We start from the raw sequence: 18940 nt of genomic DNA on the forward strand, positions 1-18940 counted from the left end.
GTTTCCCCATCTTGATGTTAAAGAGCTTCTTCGCCGGATTCGCCGGTTCTGATCCGAACCACCTGTTCCAGATTAGTGACAAAAATCTTGCCGTCGCCGATCTTGCCGGTATTGGCGACCTTGACGATGGCTTCCACTGCTTGATCGAGCAACGCATCGGCCACCGCAACTTCGATCTTGGCCTTCGGTAAAAAGTCGACGACGTATTCGGCGCCGCGATACAGTTCGGTATGGCCCTTCTGCCTGCCGAAACCCTTAACCTCGGTCACCGTTACGCCCGACACGCCGATATCCGACAGCGCTTCGCGCACGTCGTCCAGCTTGAACGGCTTAACCACCGCTGTGATCAGTTTCATAGTTCAACACCTCGTTGCTTCAGTTAGTAAAATCCCGAAACCGACGAAGCATGATGCATGCCACTATTTATGTCCGTGATTTATAAGCGGTTGTTACAAATCCCCCGCCGAAACCAAATAGATTCGCACTCAGATGGTGCATCCGGCACAGACATGCACCACCACGACCCATCTCTTCAAGCACAGACTCAAACATTGACGCTAAGTCTCTTCATCTGATTGATTAGTCTAAGCAAACTTCCTCCGCACCAAAATAAATCACAAAATCGGAATTGCACCGTTTAGGTTCAAAAAAACCGGAACAAACAAACGTATCTTATTGATTTTTTATTAAAATGAAATTGGCCCCAAAAATGCTATTCTTAATGCAGTAGTCACACACCAAGAGGTAAACCTATGAAAATAATCCTTCCATCACTCAAACTTACTGCGAACACTTCGTTGGCGGCCGTCATCGCGCTGTGCTGCGGTAGCGCCACTGCCGAAACCTGGAGCCAAGCTCCCGGTTTGCTCAGCGCAGCCGGCATCGATCCCAACGAAAGCAAATTCATGCAGGACCACAATCTGAAGTTGGGCGGATGGTTTAACGCCAGCATTGGCGCGAACATGAGCAGCAACGGCGATGGTTTTAACGGCCCGGTCACGTTCAACGACCGCAGTGGCGAATTCCAAGTCAACCAGTTCTACCTATATTTCCAAAAAGCCGTTACTGTCGGCGGCGATGCTTTCGATATCGGCGGACGAGTCGACGCCATGTACGGAACCGACGCGATCTTCACTCAAGCATACGGCTCCCCGGGATTTGATCCTAAAACGCTTGAAGCCAGCGAACGCGGCAGCTGGGATTTGGGCTTGAGTGGTAACGGTGAGCGCTTTTACGGCTTAGCCTTACCCCAGGCCTATGCGGAAATCAACTTGCCGTTTGGTAACGGTATCGACGTCAAACTCGGTCATTTTTACACCCCGATTGGTTACGAAGTCGTAACCGCGCCGGACAATTTCTTCATCACCAAACCTTATACGATGCAGTACGGCGAGCCGTTCACCCATACAGGGGTATTGGCGACCTATGCGTTCAATCCAAACTGGACCGTAATGGGTGGTGCCGTTACCGGTAGCAGCACTGGCGGTTGGGACGGTAACTGGGACCGCGATTTGGGTAACTGGGCCTGGCTGGGAGGCGTAACCTGGACTAGCGACGACGCAGGCACCTCTCTAGCGATTACGTCTACCGCAGGCAAACGTGCCGAGCATGTTAACGATAGCTGGTCAATGTACAGCGTGGTCGGCAAACACAATTTCACCGACAAGCTGCATTACATCATTCAGCATGACCACGGCTTCGCCCAAAACATTTGGATACCAGCTGATGCCAGCGGCAACGGCGACGCAGAATGGTATGGCATCAACCAATATTTGATTTACGACGTCAACGACAAAGTATCGGCCGGTTTAAGAGCCGAATGGTTCCGCGACCACAACGGCATCAGAGTTTACGGCCCAGGCCGCTGCTATGCTGCATCCGCTAACCAAGGCGACAACTTCGCCTGCGGCGGCAACTATCTTGCCAGCTATACCCAAGAAGGCTCGAGCTACTATGCCGTAACTGCCGGCATGAGTTACAAGCCGGCAAAATGGCTGAATCTGAGACCAAACTTGCGTTATGACTTTACCGACGACGCCAGAGCGTTCGATAACGGCACTCGGCAAAGCCAGTTTCTGTTTACCGCCGATGTGGTCGTGACTTTCTAAGCTCTACCCCGCTCGCCAACAAGCAATCACAAGACGCTTCCAGGGTGATTTAGGCACGCTGGAAGCTTTGATTTTTCTGGCTCTTGTTAGCAATTGATGCTATGGTAAGCGCCGGTTTTTTAAACCTAAAACAATAACCATCCACTAGGAGATTTTGGCCGATGTCAGTAGATAACGTACTAAAAATGATTCAGGAAAACGACATTAAATTCGTCGATTTCCGCTTCTGCGATACCCGCGGCAAGGAACAACACGTCACCTTCCCTGCGCACACCATCGACGAAGACACCTTTGAAGAAGGCAACATGTTCGATGGCTCTTCCATCGCCGGTTGGAAACACATTAACGAATCCGACATGATTCTGATGCCGGATCCCAGCACCGCCAAAATCGATCCGTTCTTCGACGACAAAACGCTGATCTTGCGTTGCGATATCATCGAACCGAAAGACATGCAAGGTTATGCCCGCGACCCGCGTTCCATCGCCAAACGCGCAGAAGCTTACATGCAATCTACCGGCATCGCCGACACCGCATTGTTCGGCCCTGAAAACGAATTCTTCATTTTCGACGACGTACGCTGGAGCGCCGGCATGGGCGGCTGCTCTTACCAAATCGACTCCGAAGAAGCCGGCTGGAACTCGGAAAAAGTTTACGAAAACGGCAACATCGGCCACCGTCCTGGCGTAAAAGGCGGTTATTTCCCGGTTCCGCCAGTCGATTCATTCCAAGACATGCGTTCCGCCATGTGCTTGGTGCTGGAAGAAATGGGTCAAACCATCGAAGTGCACCACCACGAAGTGGCCACTGCCGGTCAATGCGAAATCGGTTCCAAATTCAACACCCTGGTTAAAAAAGCCGACGAAGTGTTGGAATTGAAATACGTCATCGCCAACATCGCTCACGCTTACGGCAAAACCGCTACTTTCATGCCGAAACCACTGGTCGGCGACAACGGCAGCGGCATGCACGTCCACCAATCTCTGGCCAAAGGCGGCGTCAACCTGTTCACCGGCAACCTGTATGGCGGCCTGTCAGAAACCGCTCTGTACTACATCGGCGGTATCATCAAACACGCTAAAGCCCTGAACGCGATCACCAACGCTTCAACCAACAGCTACAAACGCTTGGTACCAGGCTTCGAAGCACCTGTGATGCTGGCTTACTCAGCACGTAACCGCTCTGCGTCCATCCGGATTCCTTACGTCACCAACCCAAAAGGTCGCCGTATCGAAGTCCGCTTCCCTGACTCCACCGCTAACCCATACTTGGCGTTCTCCGCCATGCTGATGGCCGGTCTTGACGGTATCCAAAACAAAATTCACCCAGGTGAAGCGATGGATAAAGACTTGTACGACTTGCCGCCAGAAGAAGAAAAAGCCATCCCGCAAGTGGCCTTCTCTTTCGACGAAGCGCTGGATGCTCTGGACAAAGACCGCGAGTTCCTGACCCGCGGCGGCGTATTCACCGACGACGTGATCGACGGCTACATCGAACTGAAAAAACAAGATGTAACTCGCCTGCGCATGAGCACTCACCCGGTTGAGCTGGATATGTACTACAGCCTGTAAAGGTTAAGCCTGTCTCGCGGGCCGAAACCGGCTCAAAACCCCGCAAGCTTCAAGGCTTAGCGGGGTTTTTTATGTCGCTCGTTACGACCGGAACCCATCCCAAAGTATCCCCATGCTTCGCATTATTTCCGCCAACTTGAACGGCATTCGCTCCGCAGCCAACAAAGGTTTCTACGACTGGCTGGCAGACCAAAACGCCGATTTCGTCTGCTTGCAAGAACTCAAGGCCCAAGCCCAAAACCTGACCGCCGAGATGTTAAGGCCCGCAGGGCTATACGGTTACTTTCATTACGCCGAGAAAAAGGGTTACAGCGGTGTCGGCATCTATAGCAAGGTGCCGGCCGATACGGTCATCGAGGGCCTGGGCCACCTTGATATCGACAGCGAAGGCCGTTATCTGGAAATTCGAGTCGGCAATCTATCGATTGTCTCGCTGTACCTGCCGTCCGGCTCCAGCAGCGCAGAGCGCCAGGCTGTCAAGTTCAGTGTCATGGAGCGATTTCTTCCGCATTTAGCCGACTTGATCGGCAGCGGCCGCGAAGTCGTCGTGTGCGGCGACTGGAACATCGCCCACCGCCCGGCCGATTTAAAAAACTGGCGCGGCAATCAGAAAAATTCCGGATTTTTACCGGAAGAAAGAAACTGGATGACACAGGTGTTGGCAGAACTCGGTTGGGTAGATACCTACCGTTATTTACATCCCGACGCCACAGACGAATGTTACACGTGGTGGAGCAATCGTGGCCAAGCTTGGGCCAAGAATGTCGGATGGCGCATCGATTACCAGATCGCCACGCCAGGAATCGGTAACAAGGCAGCCGCAGCGCAGATATACAAACAACAGCGGTTCAGCGACCACGCACCGCTGACCATTGACTATCGACTCTGATCGGCCACAAGGCAACTCAACAGCAATCAACCTTGTTATTTAAGTCGCACCGAAATGATCGGTACCCCCCTACCAAGTCCAGTTAGCCCTAAAAGCCGGGCACTCTGAAAACCGGCGATCGCAATACAGCGCACCATTTTGGTGCTTTTGCTCCAGCATATGCACTAAAATAAGCGCACCATAGGCAACTTCGCCCTGCAAGGTGCATCCGCCCTGAGAATCCGGGCATTGGCGTACATATTGCTTTAGCTAAACAGGACTTTTAAGGATATCCGTTTCCAGTGCACAAAAAAATACTCGATCACTTAAACGAAGCAATCCTGCTGTTCGATAAGGATTTGCGATTAATCTACATTAACCCGGCAGGCGAAATGCTGTTAGCAGACAGCGCCAAGCATTTGCTTGGCCACACGGCGCACAAACTATTCAAAACCGCACACAGCAGCTTGTTCAATGAATTATTGCCGCGTCTGTACATGCTGGAACCCCTGGTCGATAGAGAGCTGATCCTAGAACGGCTTAACCAGTCGATTACCGTAAATCTCAGCGCGACGCCGTTACTGGAAGACGGCGAACTCAGCGAGATATTAATTGAGCTACAGCAAGTGGACCGCCATCTGCGCATTACCAAGGAAGAGCAATTGCTGGCCCAGCAAAACACCAGCCGGATGCTGGTGCGCGGTCTGGCCCACGAAATCAAAAACCCGTTGGGCGGGCTGCGCGGCGCGGCGCAATTGCTGGATTTGGAACTGCAGGATCCGGAATTGAAGGAATACACCCAAATCATCATCGCCGAATCCGACCGCTTGCAGGATCTGATGGACAAAATGCTGGGCCCGAACAAACCGGCGAATAAAAGTTTGCTGAACATTCACGAAGTGCTGGAGCGCGTCCGCCACCTAGTCGCGGCGGAATCGACCAAAGGCATCGTCTTGGAAACCAACTACGACCCCAGCATTCCAGAGATTTTCGCCGACAAAAACCAGCTGATTCAGGCGATTCTGAACATCGTCCGCAACGCGGTGCAAGCGTTACAGAGCGACGGCGAGATCACCATCAAGACCCGGGTGCAACGGCATATGACGATCGGCCGTAAACGCTACCGGCTGACGGTAAAAATAGACATCATCGACAACGGCCCCGGCATCAAACCCGAGCTGATGGGACAAATTTTTTACCCGATGATCACCGGCCGCGCCGAAGGAACCGGGCTGGGGCTATCGATCGCGCAATCCTTGATCAATCAGCACAACGGCCTGATCGAATGCGAAAGCGAACCCGGCCACACCGTGTTTTCTATCTACCTACCCTTGGAGCAAAATCATGCAAATTCCTGACAAGGTCTGGATTGTCGATGATGACAAATCCATTCGCTGGGTACTCGAAAAAGCCTTGCAGAAAGCCGGCGCCAACACGCAGAGCTTCTCCAATGCCGGCGATTTGCTGAAATCGCTGCCCCACGGCTTGCCGCACGTGTTGATCACCGACATCAGGATGCCCGGCATGGACGGTTTCGAACTGCTGCGCAACATTCAAAACAGCTACCCCGAGCTGCCGGTGATCGTGATGACCGCGCACTCGGATCTGGAAAGCGCGGTATCGGCATTCCACGGCGGCGCCTTCGAATACCTGCCCAAACCCTTCGACGTTACCGAAGTCGTCGAAACCGTACAGCGCGCCTGCGCCCACAGCCGGCAACGTCATAGCGATAACACTCAGGAACAGGAAAGGGTGCAGGAGACGCCGGAAATCATCGGCGAAGCGCCGGCGATGCAGGAGGTATTTCGCGCCATTGGCCGTCTGGCCCGTTCGCACATTACCGTGTTAATCAACGGCGAATCCGGCACCGGCAAAGAGTTGGTAGCGAAGGCGCTGCACCGCCACAGCCCGCGTGCCGACCAGCCTTTCATCGCCTTAAACATGGCGGCGATTCCCAAGGACTTGATGGAGTCGGAACTATTCGGCCACGAAAAAGGTGCCTTTACCGGCGCCCAAGCCCGCCGCATCGGCCGCTTCGAACAGGCCAACAACGGCACCTTGTTTCTGGACGAAATCGGCGACATGCCGGCCGAATTGCAAACCCGACTATTGCGAGTGTTGGCGGATAACGAGTTTTATCCGGTCGGCGCCCACACCTCGGTCAAGGTCAACGTCCGCATCATTGCCGCCACCCACCAGGATCTGGAGGCACTGGTCGCCCAAGGCCGGTTCAGGGAGGACTTATTTCACCGTTTGAATGTAATCCGCATCCATATTCCGCCGTTGCGCGAGCGGCGGCAGGATATCGGTTTGCTGATGCGGCATTACCTCTACCAAAGTGCGAAAGAGCTAAACACCGAGATCAAAGTATTGCGACCGGATACCGAAGCGTTTCTGAGTTCCTTGCGTTGGCCGGGCAACGTCAGACAATTGGAAAACATTTGCCGCTGGCTCACAGTTATGGCATCGGGCCGGGAAATCCATATCGAGGATCTACCGCCGGAACTCAGCCAGAGCCACGCCGAAACCAGCGTAAATGAGCCCGGTAACGGCGACTGGGAAAACCAATTCAAAACCTGGGTCAAACAACAGCTCTCGTCGGGTAAAGTCGATATCGCCAAACATGCGATTCCGTCGGTGGAAACCTTATTAATCGAGGCGGCGCTGAACCATACCCACGGCCGCAAACACGAAGCGGCCTTACTTCTGGGTTACGGCCGTAATACGCTGACGCGCAAAATCAAAGAGCTGGATATCAAGGAATAAGCCACCGCGCCCGACTCGCACATCCCGCATTCCGCCCGGACCTGCCGTTGCTGGGGCGGCAGGTTTTTTTACTCCGATTAAAGCCATCGGTGTATACTCCCGCCGTCTGATGAACACCCCACAACTAGTAGAATAAGGTTCATGTATCATGGCGGAGAAAACGGTAAGCAAGCACCTGATCAATCTCGAGCGGCAATTCGCCGCCAACGACCCGATATTGCAGAAAACCGCAAAAATATTTCAGGACTTGGATGAAATCGAGTTCGAGCTGGGCCTGATCGAGAACGACGAAACCACTGCGCGCAAAACCAGTTGGTGGCCTATCGTCAGCACCCTCGGCGGCTACTCACCAGCCAAATCCGAATTCATCAACCGCTATCTTGGCGTGCAACTGAATACCTCTCGCCACAAATTCACAGTACTACAATATACGCCGCAAGCGACCACAGCCACTTTACCGGGTACCGCGCTGGACGCCGACCACCGCCTGCCGTTTTACCAGATCAGCCGCGTACTCGAACAAACTGCGACTGGAGAGGGCGGTAAAATCAACGCTTATTTGGAGCTAGTCACCGCCAATAGCGCCAAATTGAAAAACAAATTAGTCATAGACGCTCCGGTACTGAACCCCAATCAGGAATCCCAGATTTCGGCTTTGTTACGGAATTACGTAATTGGTATTTCCGATCTGGTTTTGGTATTTACGGATTTGTTCGAAGCCGACGCCGAATTGATCAAAGACACCCTCAGTACCATCGTTGCCCATCAGGATTCCAATAAGTTTCTGTTTGTCGTCGATCATTCCGAGATCAGTATCGACCCAGCCAAAAGCCAGGAAATCGCCGCGTCCTGGCAACGCCGTTTGGCAAACCTTGGCATCCACACCGGCCAGTTTGTGGTGCTCTCGCAATCCGGAGATACCACCCCGTTCGATCATCGGTTCGCTAACATCAACAACGACCGCTCTTACCGAATTTTGGATTCGCTGGAAAACAGCATCCTCGCTATCGATCAAGTGATAATGCCTGAAGTGGAAGAAGCGCTGAATACCTGGAAAGAGCGCTCCAATGCTTCGAGCTTGATCGTGTTGAGCTTCATTATCATGCTATTGCTGTTTGCCGAAATCGCAGTCGGCATACTCGACTTGGTATTCGACCCCATCATCGGACCGATCATGGTCCTGGCTTTGCTCGCGATCATGACGCCACTGCATATGATTGTCAGCCGGGTTAATGCCAAATTCGTGATAAAACAACTGCTGAAGCGCCAGGCTCAACTCAACTTGAGCGAAGATCTTGTCGGCTTATTCGAGAAGAGCCTGGGATTCTGGAGAACTTTGCTGCCGATCACCGATCCAGTCGGCAGAAACAAAAAGAACCGGAAACGCCTGCTCGGCCTGATTGAGCAGAGCAAGGATCTGATCCAAGCGCTGAACGACCAGTTCAGCCACTTACAACAACAGGATTACCGAGGCCCTTACGACGCCTACCCGTATTCCGAAACGGAAGAATAAACCACAACTGTTAGGACACCGAGACCGATGGACATCATCAGACAGTATTTTCCGCTGTGCTGGCTCAATGTCTCGGTCCTCAATCTGCCGGCCTCACCTCGTTTCTTTAAGCACAATCTGATTTTCTATTTCTCAATCGTGTTCTTCGTCCAATTCAACATGGTTGACGATATCGATTCGATTTTCGAGGTGATGCTGGAGACTTTGCTGACTTTGGCCTTTATTGCGCTGGTATTGCTAACCAACGGCACTTTCGGCGATTTTATTAGAGTGTCGTCGGCGATATTGTTCTGCGAGAACGTAGTGGCGCTGTTCCTGGCGCCAATTCTGTTTTGGGTGACCGTTGCCGAAGATACGCCCAGCTACATGACGCTAAGCTTGTTTTTACTGTGGGACTTGATCATTATCGGCAGGATTTTCAAAGACGCTTTGCGCATCAACAATACGGCCGGCTTGGTGATGTCTCTTTTCTATTTTTTGATCAGCTACGGCGGCGCCTACGGCCTTTACAGCTTATTGATTGGCTGACGGCTTAACACCGTAATAATTGGACAGCACTCGATAAGCGCCTTCGGCGCCGGTAACGGCGGCCGATTTCAAAGGCAAGCATTCGCCATTCCACTGCTTGATCTTACCGTCGAAATAAAACGCCCACTCGCCTTGCCAGCAACCGCCTTTTTTGGCGATGCGCCCGGCCATGACCGAGGTCACTTCGTAACGAGCGGAAACGGCCAGCAAATTGCGCGAATCGGCACTGAGGACTTCGCTAACCGAAATCTTTTGCTGCTCTTCCAGATCCAACATCGGATAAATCATCGGAATGCCTTTGATTTTGGCGGCAAAGGCCAATGCGCTTTCCACTTCCGGCATGGCGTCGGCGTTATAAAACTGGCGTACGCCGTCTTCGTCGACTACCAGCCAGACCAAGGTTTCCGGCCGGATCTCACTCCAGATCCCGACATGGCTATCGCGCATGACTTGCATCAATTGATCTTCGTCGAATTGCACCCGAATCAAGCGCGCTTCATTGTCCGGTTGCTCGTCAGCCGCGATCAGCGAAAATTGCGATTGTTTGACATAGTTTTGCGCACTGGCCAACGCTTGCTGCACCGCCGGAATTTTGGAAATGTCGTCCGCTACCAACACCCGGCTCAATACCGCATACATAGCCTGCTTGATAGCTTGCAGCCTGTCCTCGGCCGATTGGCTGCGGGCCACCAGTTCGATTTCATAAAGCCCCTTCACCTCAACGGCATCGGCAGTTACGACTCCGCCCAACAAACCCCATACCAGCAAACCCCAACGCACGGATTTACGTTTCATAAAAACCTTGCTCACTCGCCTACCCTGACTCAGCATTAATTCGGAATATAGTACAATATCGGTCGTTTCAACCTGAACTTTAACAAGAGGCCAACATTGAGCGAACAACAAGACCGCCTGGATTACAAGAGTGCCGGTGTCGATATCGAAGCGGGCAACGCTTTGGTGGAACGCATCAAACCCATCGCTGCCAGAACCCGTAATGCAGGCGTGATGGCCGGCCTTGGCGGCTTTGGTTCGCTATTCGAATTGCCTCTGGACCGCTACAAACAACCGGTGCTGGTTTCCGGCACCGATGGCGTCGGCACCAAATTGAAACTGGCCCTGGATTTAAATATCCACAACAGCGTCGGTATCGACTTGGTGGCAATGTGCGTCAACGACATCGTCGTGCAAGGCGCGGAACCGCTGTTCTTTCTGGACTATTTCGCAACCGGCAAATTGGCGGTCGATACCGCAGCCAGCGTTATCGAAGGCATAGGCCTGGGCTGCGAGCAGGCCGGCGCCGCTCTGGTCGGTGGCGAAACCGCGGAAATGCCGGGCATGTACGCCGATGGCGACTACGACTTGGCCGGCTTTTGCGTCGGCATCGTCGAAAAAGACCGCATCATAGACGGCAGCTTGGTTCAAGCCGGCGACAAACTGATCGCCCTGGCCGCTTCCGGTCCGCACTCGAACGGCTACTCGCTAATCCGTAAAATCGTGGCACGCAGCGGACTCGCCTGGACCGACGAGGTAAACGGCAGACCGCTCGGCGAGACCTTGCTGACCCCGACCCGGATATACGTCAAACCGCTGCTGGAGTTGCTAAAAACGATTCCGGTCCATGCCATGGCCCATATCACCGGCGGCGGCATCACCGAGAACTTGCCACGAGTATTGCCGGAAGGCCTGCAAGCCAATATCGACCTAAGCAGTTGGCAATTGCCGGAAATCTTTCAGTGGCTACAGCAACAAGGCAACGTTGCCTTGGAAGACATGCTGGTAACATTCAACTGCGGCATCGGCATGATCGTTTGCATCGCCGCCGCCGACGAAGCGGCCACGTTACAAATATTGCAACAGCAAGGCGAAACCGCATTTACCATCGGCGAGATTGGCGTGGGCAACGGCAAACCACACGTTAAATACCGCTGACCAATCGATGCCGCCGCTGGCAGTGATGTCTGCTGGCGCGGCACCCGCCCCTTGCCCCGGCCACACCGAAGCACGGCCTAGGCCAATCTGCCACAAGCACAGGACTAGCTCAATACGGCTGTGCTCAGCTTTGATCAAGAACGGAACGACCGATATCAATGAACGACTTACCCAATTGCCCGCAGTGCGGGTCCGAATACACCTATCACGACGGTAACAATTTCGTCTGCTCGTTATGCGCTCACGAATGGACTCAGGACGCTGCCGACGCCCATAGTGACGACCTCAAGGTCATCAAAGACGCCAACGGCAATCTGCTGCAAGACGGCGACACGGTCACCGTAATCAAGGACCTGAAAGTTAAAGGTTCGTCGCTGGTGGTCAAAGTCGGCACCCGTGTCAAAAACATCCGCTTGGTGGAAGGCGACCACGACATCGATTGCAAGATCGACGGTATCGGCGCGATGAAATTGAAATCCGAATTCGTAAAAAAAGCTTAATTCGGCCGGCCTAACCGGATTGCGAGGCGCAAAAAAAACGCCCTGCTTGGATTTCCAACTAGGGCGTAATGTCCACACTTGAGAACAGGTAGGAGTAACAACACACGCTTTAGTTAAAGCAAAGTTAATGCCAAGTCAAAAATACGTCGCTCCAAGCCTTTTTTGCTCCTTTGCGCGATGAATCAACTCAGAGAACGCACCAAAACCACGCAATGCCGGGCAAAATTGCACCAAAAACAAGCTTCACCGTGAGCCGAATCGCCAAACTTGTCGAACCGATGTCGATCAGCCGCCATCATTCGGTCGAATACATGTTCGGCAGCTCTCCGATAGGCTATTCCGACACTCAATAAATTTCGCTTGCCCTTGACTGCTGAACAGGGCGGAGTGTTCGCCGCTTCGGCCTTAGAGGGCTCTATCCGCTTGGAGCCTCAGAGATCGCCCAATCCAGTTTTACAGCCCGCCACCTATTTGGCAGGGCAATTTGTACAGCACCAGCGTGTTAAATTACTATGTGGGAAACAACCGACGAGGACAATAATGACCAAAACCGAAGCCATTCTGAACAAGGGCCAACCGCTTTTCGAGGACAATTCCTACATCCTGTTGTGGACCAAATTTTTGGGCCTGAGCCTGTTAGCGTTCACCTCTTACTACGTTTACGACAAACAGAAGAAGCTGCTGATCAAACTCAACGGCCGGGAGAAAACCTATCTAATGGGGGTGTCTTATTACTTGACCAACCAGCACGGACTCAGCCCGAGAGCGGTAATCGAAAATACCAGCCTGTTCAAAGATATCTGCCGCGCGATTGCCGACCGCAAAGGCGGATTTTATCAAAACTTATTTTCCGAAAAATCTAAAGACCAAGCCAAGAATTACGCGGCGCAAACCTATCGGAAACACAAGAACGGTAAAGACTAGGATTTGGTACCGGGTAGAATCCCGGCTTATATGCTCGCCCACCTCAGTCTCAACTCGCCGAACTAAAATCAGGAAAAGGACCGAAGCCGGCAGTTAAGGTAAACGCGGCTTGATCACAGCGTCCGGGAAGCCCAACTGCTTCATCGCTTCGTAAAGTACGATTGCGACAGTATTGGAGAGATTCAGACTACGGCTTTCCTGACGCATCGGCAGATACAATTGGTACTGGGCCGGATGTTCGGCGAGGAACGACATCGGTAAACCGCGAGTCTCCGGGCCGAACAACAGCGCGTCACCCGATTGAAAACGGACTTCGCTGTAAACTTCCGAACCCTTGGTGGTCAACGCGAACAACCGTTTGGGCCTGATTTTTTCGACGTAATCCGCCAACGAAGCATATTGGCGAATACTCACCCATTCGTGGTAATCCAGCCCGGCTCGCCGCAGCCGTTTGTCGTCCAGATCGAAGCCCAACGGCTGAATCAAATGCAGATGTGCGCCCGTATTGGCACAAAGCCGGATAATATTGCCAGTATTGGCCGGGATCTCCGGCTCGAACAGAACGATATCCAGCATCGCTGCCTTTAATTGTCGACCTTAACCGGTTCCAGTTTCCAAATATCGCGATTGTATTCGCTGATAGTACGGTCCGTGGAAAACTTGCCGCTGGCGGCGGTGTTGATAATACTCATTTTGGTCCAGCGCTCTTGATCGCGGTAAGCCAATTCCACCCGGCGTTGAGCATCAATGTAGCTGCGAAAATCGGCAATCGTCATCCACGGGTCGTGCGGGCTTTTGATCGAACCGATGATATCGTCGAAAATGCCCGGCTCGAATTGATTGAAATGGCCGCACTCAAGCAGGCGCATGACTCCTTGCAGATCGGTATCCTGATCAATATAGGGCTGCGGATCGTAATGCGGACGCAAGGCCTCCACTTCAGCTTCGGTCAAGCCGAACAGGAAAAAATTCTCAGCACCGACTTCCTCGCGAATTTCAATGTTGGCACCATCCAACGTACCGATAGTCAAGGCGCCGTTCATCATGAACTTCATGTTCCCAGTACCGGAAGCTTCTTTACCCGCCGTCGAAATTTGCTCGGACAGATCGGCGCCGGGGCAGATTTTTTCCATGGCCGATACGCAGTAATTCGGCATGAACACCAGTTTCAGTTTATCGCCGACGTCAGGGTCATCGTTGATCACATTCGCCACGTTGTTGATCAACTTGATGATTTTTTTGGCCATCACGTAGCCGGGCGCGGCTTTGCCGCCGATCAGCACACAACGGTCGACCCAGTTGGCCGTATCGCCGCGCTTGATCCGGTCGTAGAGATGGATCACGTGCAATACATTCAGAATCTGGCGTTTGTACTCGTGAATGCGTTTGACTTGCACGTCGAACAAAGCATCGACATTGATTTCGATATCGTGCTCTTCTTTCTTGTAATCGACCAGTCGTTGCTTACTGGCGCGATTGAGCTCGTACCACTTCTTGCGGAACGCGGCATCCTCAGCATAAGGCCTGAGTTTGGCAAGTTGCGACAAATCGGTGACCCAGGCGTCTCCAATCGTCTCGGTAATCAATTGCGCCAATTCGGGGTTGCAGCCTGCCAGCCAACGCCGCGGCGTTACGCCGTTGGTCTTGTTATTGAATTTTTGCGGCCACAATTCGTAAAAGTCTTTGAACAGGCCGTCCTTCAGCAACTTGGAATGCAGTTCGGCCACGCCATTGACCGAAAAACTGCCGACAATGGCCAAAAACGCCATGCGCACTTGTTTTTGATGACCTTCCTCAATGATCGACATCCGGGCCATCCGGGCGCCATCCCCAGGCCAACGCGCCGAGACCTCGGACATGAAATGAGCATTGATGTCAAAAATAATCTCCATCAAGCGCGGCAACAGGGTTTGCATTAAGCGCACCGACCATTTTTCCAGCGCTTCGGGCAACAAGGTGTGGTTGGTATAAGCCATCGTACTGCGGGTGATACCCCAGGCCTCCTTCCAGGACAGGCCGTGAATATCCATCAACAGACGCATTAATTCGGCGACAGCGATGCTGGGATGGGTGTCATTCAGCTGAAAACAGTTTTTCTCAGCGAATTTAGCGAAATTATTGCCGTGACGGCCGACCCAGTTGGCAATCACGTCCTGCAAACTGGCAGACGCCAGTAGATACTGCTGTTGCAGGCGCAGAGCCTTGCCGTTTTCGTTGGCATCGTTCGGATACAACACCATCGTGATGTTTTCGGCCGTATTTTTTTCGGCCACCGCCTCGGCATAGTCGCCGGCATTGAATTCCTGCAGATTGAACTCTTCGGTGGCAATCGCTTTCCACAGCCGCAGAGTGTTTACCGTGCCGTTTTTATAACCCGGCACCGGCGTGTCGTATGGCATAGCCAACACGTCGTGAGTATCGATCCAACTGGTACGCTTGTTGCCTTTTTCGTCGATATGGCTTTGGGTCCGGCCGCCGAATTTGATCCGATGCATGTATTCCGGGCGCTCGATTTCCCAAACGTTGCCCATTCGTAGCCAGTGGTCCGGGCGCTCGATCTGCTCGCCGTTGACGATTTGCTGAGAAAACATGCCGTATTCGTAACGCAAACCGTAGCCGGTGACCGGCAATTGCAAGGTGGCACAGCTATCGATAAAACAAGCCGCCAACCGCCCCAGGCCGCCGTTACCCAATCCGGCATCGGGCTCGCTTTCCACTAATTCTTCCGCTTCTAAGCCCAAATCGTACAAGGCTTGCGTGACGACATCGTCTACGCCTAAATTCAACATCGCGTTACTCAACGAGCGGCCGATCAGGAATTCCATCGACAGATAGAACGCTTTTTTACAATCGGAATCGCGATAAACGTTGTAGGTTTTCTTCCAGCGCTCAACCAAGCGGTCACTGATGGCTAGAGACAGCGCTTCATAGGCGTAGTGGGGCGAACGGCAATTTTCGTCGCGGCCGAGGCGGTGGCTGTAGTAGTGTTTGAAATCGGCAATGAAATGCTTTTTTTCCATGCCGAGTTTCGGCAATTTGGTGATATCGGCGGCGGGACTGCTTTTATGAAAAACTCTATGCGGCATAGTGATTACCTCTGGAACTAGTGAACTATTAAGCCTCGAGCCGCAATTGCGGGCGGCGAGCCGAGCTCTAAACTCCGAGCACCGAGTCGGTGCGGTGCCGCACTTGCAAGCGGCACCGCAATCCCGCTCACTCTAGCTTACCATGGCACTGCTTGTACTTTTTACCCGATCCGCAGGGACACGGATCGTTACGGCCGACCTTGGCGCCGTGACGCACGAAAGGCTGTTCCGCCAAACCGGGCTCTGACTCCGGTTCCTGCGCGGCTGGAGCCGGTGCAGTCTCTTCAAATACGGATTGGGCTTCGGCGTGTTCGAAATGCATTTCCTGCGGCGCCTGACGCTGCTCGTCGATGGCCTGCACGTCTTCTTCCCGCGCGATCTGCACTCGGGCCAAAATCATCACGACTTCGTGCTTGATGTGGTCCAGCAAGCTGTTGAACATTTGGAAGGATTCGCGCTTGTATTCCTGCTTCGGGTCCTTTTGCGCGTAACCGCGGAAATGGATACCTTGACGCAATTGATCCATTGCGGCCAAGTGTTCTTTCCAGGCGTTGTCCAGGACTTGCAGCATGACCGATTTTTCGAAATGGCGCATGACTTGCGTCCCGACGGTCTGCTCGCGGCGCAGGCCTTCTTCCGCGGCCTTTTCCACAATCAGCTCGCGCAATTTTTGCTCGTTCAAACTGCGGTCGCTGTCCAACCACTCGCCCAGCGGCAAGCTCAAATGAAACTCTTGCTGTAAATGGGCTTCCAGACCACGCACGTCCCATTGCTCTTCCATCGTCTTCGGCGGAATGAACTGGGTAATCGCGTCGTTCAACACGTCGGCGCGAATCGCAGTGATAATGTCGCTGATATCCTCAGCTGCCATCAATTCATTACGCTGCGCGTAAATCACCTTACGCTGGTCGTTGGCGACGTCGTCGTAAGCGAGAATTTCCTTGCGGATATCGAAGTTACGGTTCTCGACTTTGCGTTGCGCGCTTTCGATAGACCGCGTCACCCAAGGATGTTCGATCGCTTCGCCCTCTTCCATGCCCAGCTTCTGCATCAGCGACGCCACCCGTTCCGACGCGAAAATCCGCATCAAATCGTCTTCCAGCGACAAATAAAACCGGGTCGAACCAGGATCGCCCTGCCGGCCGGAGCGGCCGCGCAATTGGTTGTCGATCCGCCGCGATTCGTGACGCTCGGAGCCGATCACGTGCAGACCACCGCTGGCCAACACTTGCTCGTGCCGATCCAGCCAAGCACCGCGAACCCGCTCTTTGTCGGCTTCGCTGGCGTCAGGCCCCAGCGCATCGAGTTCGGCATTCAAGTTACCGCCCAAAACGATGTCGGTGCCGCGACCGGCCATGTTAGTGGCAATCGTGACGGCGCCGGGCAAACCGGCCATTTCGATAATGTGCGCTTCCCGCTCGTGTTGTTTCGCGTTCAAGACTTCATGCTTGATGCCCTGCTCGCGCAGCATCGCCGAAATCCGTTCGGAATTTTCGATCGAGGTGGTGCCGACCAAGACCGGTTGGCCGCGCTTAGCGCAGTCCTTGATGTCTTCGATCACGGCTTTGTATTTCTCGCGGGCCGACAGATAGACCAAATCGCCCATGTCCTTGCGAATCATCGGCCGGTGGGTCGGAATCACCACGACTTCCAGACCGTAGATTTTATTCAGCTCGAAAGCTTCAGTGTCGGCGGTACCTGTCATACCGGACAACTTATGATACAGGCGGAAATAATTCTGGAAGGTAATCGAAGCCAGAGTCTGGTTCTCGTTTTGAATCGGCACTCCTTCTTTGGCTTCCATCGCTTGGTGCAAACCCTCGGACCAACGCCGGCCCAGCATCATCCTGCCGGTAAACTCGTCGACGATAATGACTTGGCCGTCTTTGACCACGTAATCGACGTCGCGCTGGAACAAGACATGCGCCCGCAAAGAGGCGTTCAAGTAATGCATCAAGCGAATGTTGACCGGGTCGTACAAAGTGGAGCCTTCCGGAATCAAGTCTTGCTCGGTCAGCAAACGTTCGACTTTCTCGTAACCGGCTTCGGTCAGGTGAATTTGCCGCTGTTTTTCATCGACCGCGTAATCGCCCGGCATCTTGTCCTGCTGCTCCGGATCCTCGGCTTTTTCCTGCTTGGTCAGATGCGGAATGATGCGGTTGGTAATCGAATAGATGTCGGTACTGCCCTCGGCTTGACCGGAAATGATCAACGGCGTTCTGGCCTCGTCGATCAGGATCGAGTCCACCTCGTCGACGATGGCAAAATGCAACTCGCGCTGGACTTTCTGTTCCAGGCTAAACGCCATATTGTCGCGCAGGTAGTCGAAACCGAATTCGTTGTTGGTGCCGTAGGTGATATCTGCCGCATAGGCAGTTTTACGTTGTTCGTGGTTCAAATCGCTGACAATGACGCCGGTGGTCAATCCCAGAAATCCGTAGAGCCGTCCCATCCACTCCGCGTCGCGGCGGGCCAGATAATCGTTGACGGTAACGACATGTACGCCTTTGCCGGGCAAGGCGTTCAAGTATGCGGCCAAGGTTGCCATCAAGGTTTTACCCTCGCCGGTTTTCATCTCGGCAATCTTGCCGCTGTGCAACACCATACCGCCGATCAACTGCACGTCGAAATGGCGCATGCCGAAAACGCGGGTGGAAGCTTCGCGGACCGCGGCAAAGGCCTCCGGCAACAAATCGTCGAGTTTTTCACCCTGGGTCAAGCGATCGCGGAACTCTTGCGTTTTAGCCTGCAAAGCGGCGTCGGATAATGTTTCGTACTCGGCGGCCAGCGCATTGACTTTCTTGACCAGCTTGCGTTTCTTCTTGACCAGCCTGTCGTTGCGGCTGCCAACTACCATTTTAACCAGCTTACCCAGCATGATACTTCCAGTGTGAGAGTGAACCAAAGTTTGCGATTATAAACGTTATGAGGCGGCAATGACCAGAAAACAAGCCTAACGCACTGGGCCGGCCGACGGCTTACATAGCGAACGAGGCCGGTTTGGCCCGGTTGTGCGCGCAGGTCGAAATCGTTGGCAAACGCTAATCCCCGCCGCATTTAATACCAGTACCGCCAGCGCCGGTATCCGCAGGCAATTCGGCGCCGCCAAGCACGGGTTTTAGCATGGACATGCCGGGCGATAGG

Annotated in this window: 15 protein-coding genes; 10 read left to right on the top strand and 5 right to left on the bottom strand. The window is 53.4% G+C overall.

All coding sequences use genetic code 11. From position 1 onward, the window contains the following. Window positions 1-17: 17 nt before the first annotated feature. On the bottom strand, window positions 18-356 hold the full coding sequence (locus PL263_RS07120; RefSeq protein WP_064024325.1) for a P-II family nitrogen regulator: 339 nt from the start codon (window positions 354-356) through the stop codon (window positions 18-20). Between the two features lie 396 nt (window positions 357-752). Here PL263_RS07120 and PL263_RS07125 point away from each other — a divergent pair, with 396 nt between their 5' ends. From PL263_RS07125 to PL263_RS07155, 7 genes are all read left to right on the top strand, one after another. Then, entirely contained in the window at window positions 753-2108 is a 1356-nt protein-coding gene (locus tag PL263_RS07125) for a porin (protein ID WP_278212345.1), read from the top strand. Window positions 2109-2269: 161 nt separating this feature from the next. Beyond that, window positions 2270-3679, top strand: a complete 1410-nt coding sequence (glnA, locus tag PL263_RS07130) for a glutamate--ammonia ligase (RefSeq protein WP_140913261.1) — start codon at window positions 2270-2272, stop codon at window positions 3677-3679. A 112-nt stretch (window positions 3680-3791) separates the two neighbouring features. Then, window positions 3792-4568, top strand: coding sequence for an exodeoxyribonuclease III (locus PL263_RS07135; RefSeq protein WP_278212346.1), 777 nt, complete (start codon window positions 3792-3794; stop codon window positions 4566-4568). Window positions 4569-4849: 281 nt separating this feature from the next. Continuing rightward, complete coding sequence (gene glnL / locus PL263_RS07140) at window positions 4850-5905, top strand: nitrogen regulation protein NR(II) (protein ID WP_278212347.1); 1056 nt, start codon at window positions 4850-4852, stop codon at window positions 5903-5905. Then, complete coding sequence (gene ntrC, locus PL263_RS07145) at window positions 5892-7313, top strand: nitrogen regulation protein NR(I) (RefSeq protein ID WP_140913258.1); 1422 nt, start codon at window positions 5892-5894, stop codon at window positions 7311-7313. The genes glnL and ntrC overlap by 14 nt, the downstream gene beginning before the upstream one ends. 148 nt (window positions 7314-7461) lie before the next feature. Then, window positions 7462-8826: a hypothetical protein gene (locus PL263_RS07150; protein ID WP_278212348.1), complete on the top strand. Its 1365-nt coding sequence runs from the start codon at window positions 7462-7464 to the stop codon at window positions 8824-8826. Window positions 8827-8853: 27 nt separating this feature from the next. Continuing rightward, entirely contained in the window at window positions 8854-9354 is a 501-nt protein-coding gene (locus PL263_RS07155; protein ID WP_278212349.1) for a hypothetical protein, read from the top strand. Here the strand turns inward: PL263_RS07155 and PL263_RS07160 are convergent. Next, window positions 9340-10149, bottom strand: a complete 810-nt coding sequence (locus PL263_RS07160) for a DUF2066 domain-containing protein (protein ID WP_278212350.1) — start codon at window positions 10147-10149, stop codon at window positions 9340-9342. The genes PL263_RS07155 and PL263_RS07160 overlap by 15 nt on opposite strands. Before the next feature lie 96 nt (window positions 10150-10245). On the opposite strand from PL263_RS07160, the gene purM reads away from it, so the two are divergent. The 3 genes from purM (at window position 10246) to PL263_RS07175 (ending at window position 12710) form a co-directional block, all read left to right on the top strand. Further along, entirely contained in the window at window positions 10246-11286 is a 1041-nt protein-coding gene (purM, locus tag PL263_RS07165; RefSeq protein WP_140913254.1) for a phosphoribosylformylglycinamidine cyclo-ligase, read from the top strand. Between the two features lie 158 nt (window positions 11287-11444). Continuing rightward, entirely contained in the window at window positions 11445-11786 is a 342-nt protein-coding gene (locus PL263_RS07170) for a zinc ribbon domain-containing protein YjdM (protein ID WP_278212351.1), read from the top strand. A 540-nt stretch (window positions 11787-12326) separates the two neighbouring features. Further along, window positions 12327-12710 (top strand): hypothetical protein, encoded by a 384-nt coding sequence (locus PL263_RS07175; protein ID WP_278212352.1) that lies wholly within the window; start codon window positions 12327-12329, stop codon window positions 12708-12710. 93 nt (window positions 12711-12803) lie between these two features. On the opposite strand, the gene trmL is transcribed toward PL263_RS07175, so the two are convergent. The 3 genes from trmL to secA all read right to left on the bottom strand — a co-directional run bounded on the left by trmL (window position 12804) and on the right by secA (window position 18674). Beyond that, complete coding sequence (trmL, locus tag PL263_RS07180; protein WP_140912189.1) at window positions 12804-13286, bottom strand: tRNA (uridine(34)/cytosine(34)/5-carboxymethylaminomethyluridine(34)-2'-O)-methyltransferase TrmL; 483 nt, start codon at window positions 13284-13286, stop codon at window positions 12804-12806. An 8-nt stretch (window positions 13287-13294) separates the two neighbouring features. After that, complete coding sequence (locus PL263_RS07185) at window positions 13295-15796, bottom strand: glycogen/starch/alpha-glucan phosphorylase (RefSeq protein WP_278212353.1); 2502 nt, start codon at window positions 15794-15796, stop codon at window positions 13295-13297. A 127-nt stretch (window positions 15797-15923) separates the two neighbouring features. Next, the gene (gene secA / locus PL263_RS07190; RefSeq protein ID WP_278212354.1) at window positions 15924-18674 is read right to left on the bottom strand and encodes a preprotein translocase subunit SecA; all 2751 of its coding nucleotides are present in this window, start codon (window positions 18672-18674) and stop codon (window positions 15924-15926) included. Between the last annotated feature and the right edge of the window lie 266 nt (window positions 18675-18940).

It is taken from the genome of Methylomonas sp. EFPC3 (assembly GCF_029643245.1).
Classification (GTDB): Bacteria; Pseudomonadota; Gammaproteobacteria; order Methylococcales; family Methylomonadaceae; genus Methylomonas; species Methylomonas koyamae_B.

What these genes read in the sequence shown, in the direction of transcription:
- PL263_RS07120 (WP_064024325.1), bottom strand. Translation starts at nt 356, where the DNA reads ATGAAACTGATCACAGCGGTGGTTAAGCCGTTCAAGCTGGACGACGTG.
- PL263_RS07125 (WP_278212345.1), top strand. Translation starts at nt 753, where the DNA reads ATGAAAATAATCCTTCCATCACTCAAACTTACTGCGAACACTTCGTTG.
- glnA (WP_140913261.1), top strand. Translation starts at nt 2,270, where the DNA reads ATGTCAGTAGATAACGTACTAAAAATGATTCAGGAAAACGACATTAAA.
- PL263_RS07135 (WP_278212346.1), top strand. Translation starts at nt 3,792, where the DNA reads ATGCTTCGCATTATTTCCGCCAACTTGAACGGCATTCGCTCCGCAGCC.
- ntrC (WP_140913258.1), top strand. Translation starts at nt 5,892, where the DNA reads ATGCAAATTCCTGACAAGGTCTGGATTGTCGATGATGACAAATCCATT.
- PL263_RS07150 (WP_278212348.1), top strand. Translation starts at nt 7,462, where the DNA reads ATGGCGGAGAAAACGGTAAGCAAGCACCTGATCAATCTCGAGCGGCAA.
- PL263_RS07155 (WP_278212349.1), top strand. Translation starts at nt 8,854, where the DNA reads ATGGACATCATCAGACAGTATTTTCCGCTGTGCTGGCTCAATGTCTCG.
- PL263_RS07160 (WP_278212350.1), bottom strand. Translation starts at nt 10,149, where the DNA reads ATGAAACGTAAATCCGTGCGTTGGGGTTTGCTGGTATGGGGTTTGTTG.
- PL263_RS07170 (WP_278212351.1), top strand. Translation starts at nt 11,445, where the DNA reads ATGAACGACTTACCCAATTGCCCGCAGTGCGGGTCCGAATACACCTAT.
- PL263_RS07175 (WP_278212352.1), top strand. Translation starts at nt 12,327, where the DNA reads ATGACCAAAACCGAAGCCATTCTGAACAAGGGCCAACCGCTTTTCGAG.
- trmL (WP_140912189.1), bottom strand. Translation starts at nt 13,286, where the DNA reads ATGCTGGATATCGTTCTGTTCGAGCCGGAGATCCCGGCCAATACTGGC.
- PL263_RS07185 (WP_278212353.1), bottom strand. Translation starts at nt 15,796, where the DNA reads ATGCCGCATAGAGTTTTTCATAAAAGCAGTCCCGCCGCCGATATCACC.
- secA (WP_278212354.1), bottom strand. Translation starts at nt 18,674, where the DNA reads ATGCTGGGTAAGCTGGTTAAAATGGTAGTTGGCAGCCGCAACGACAGG.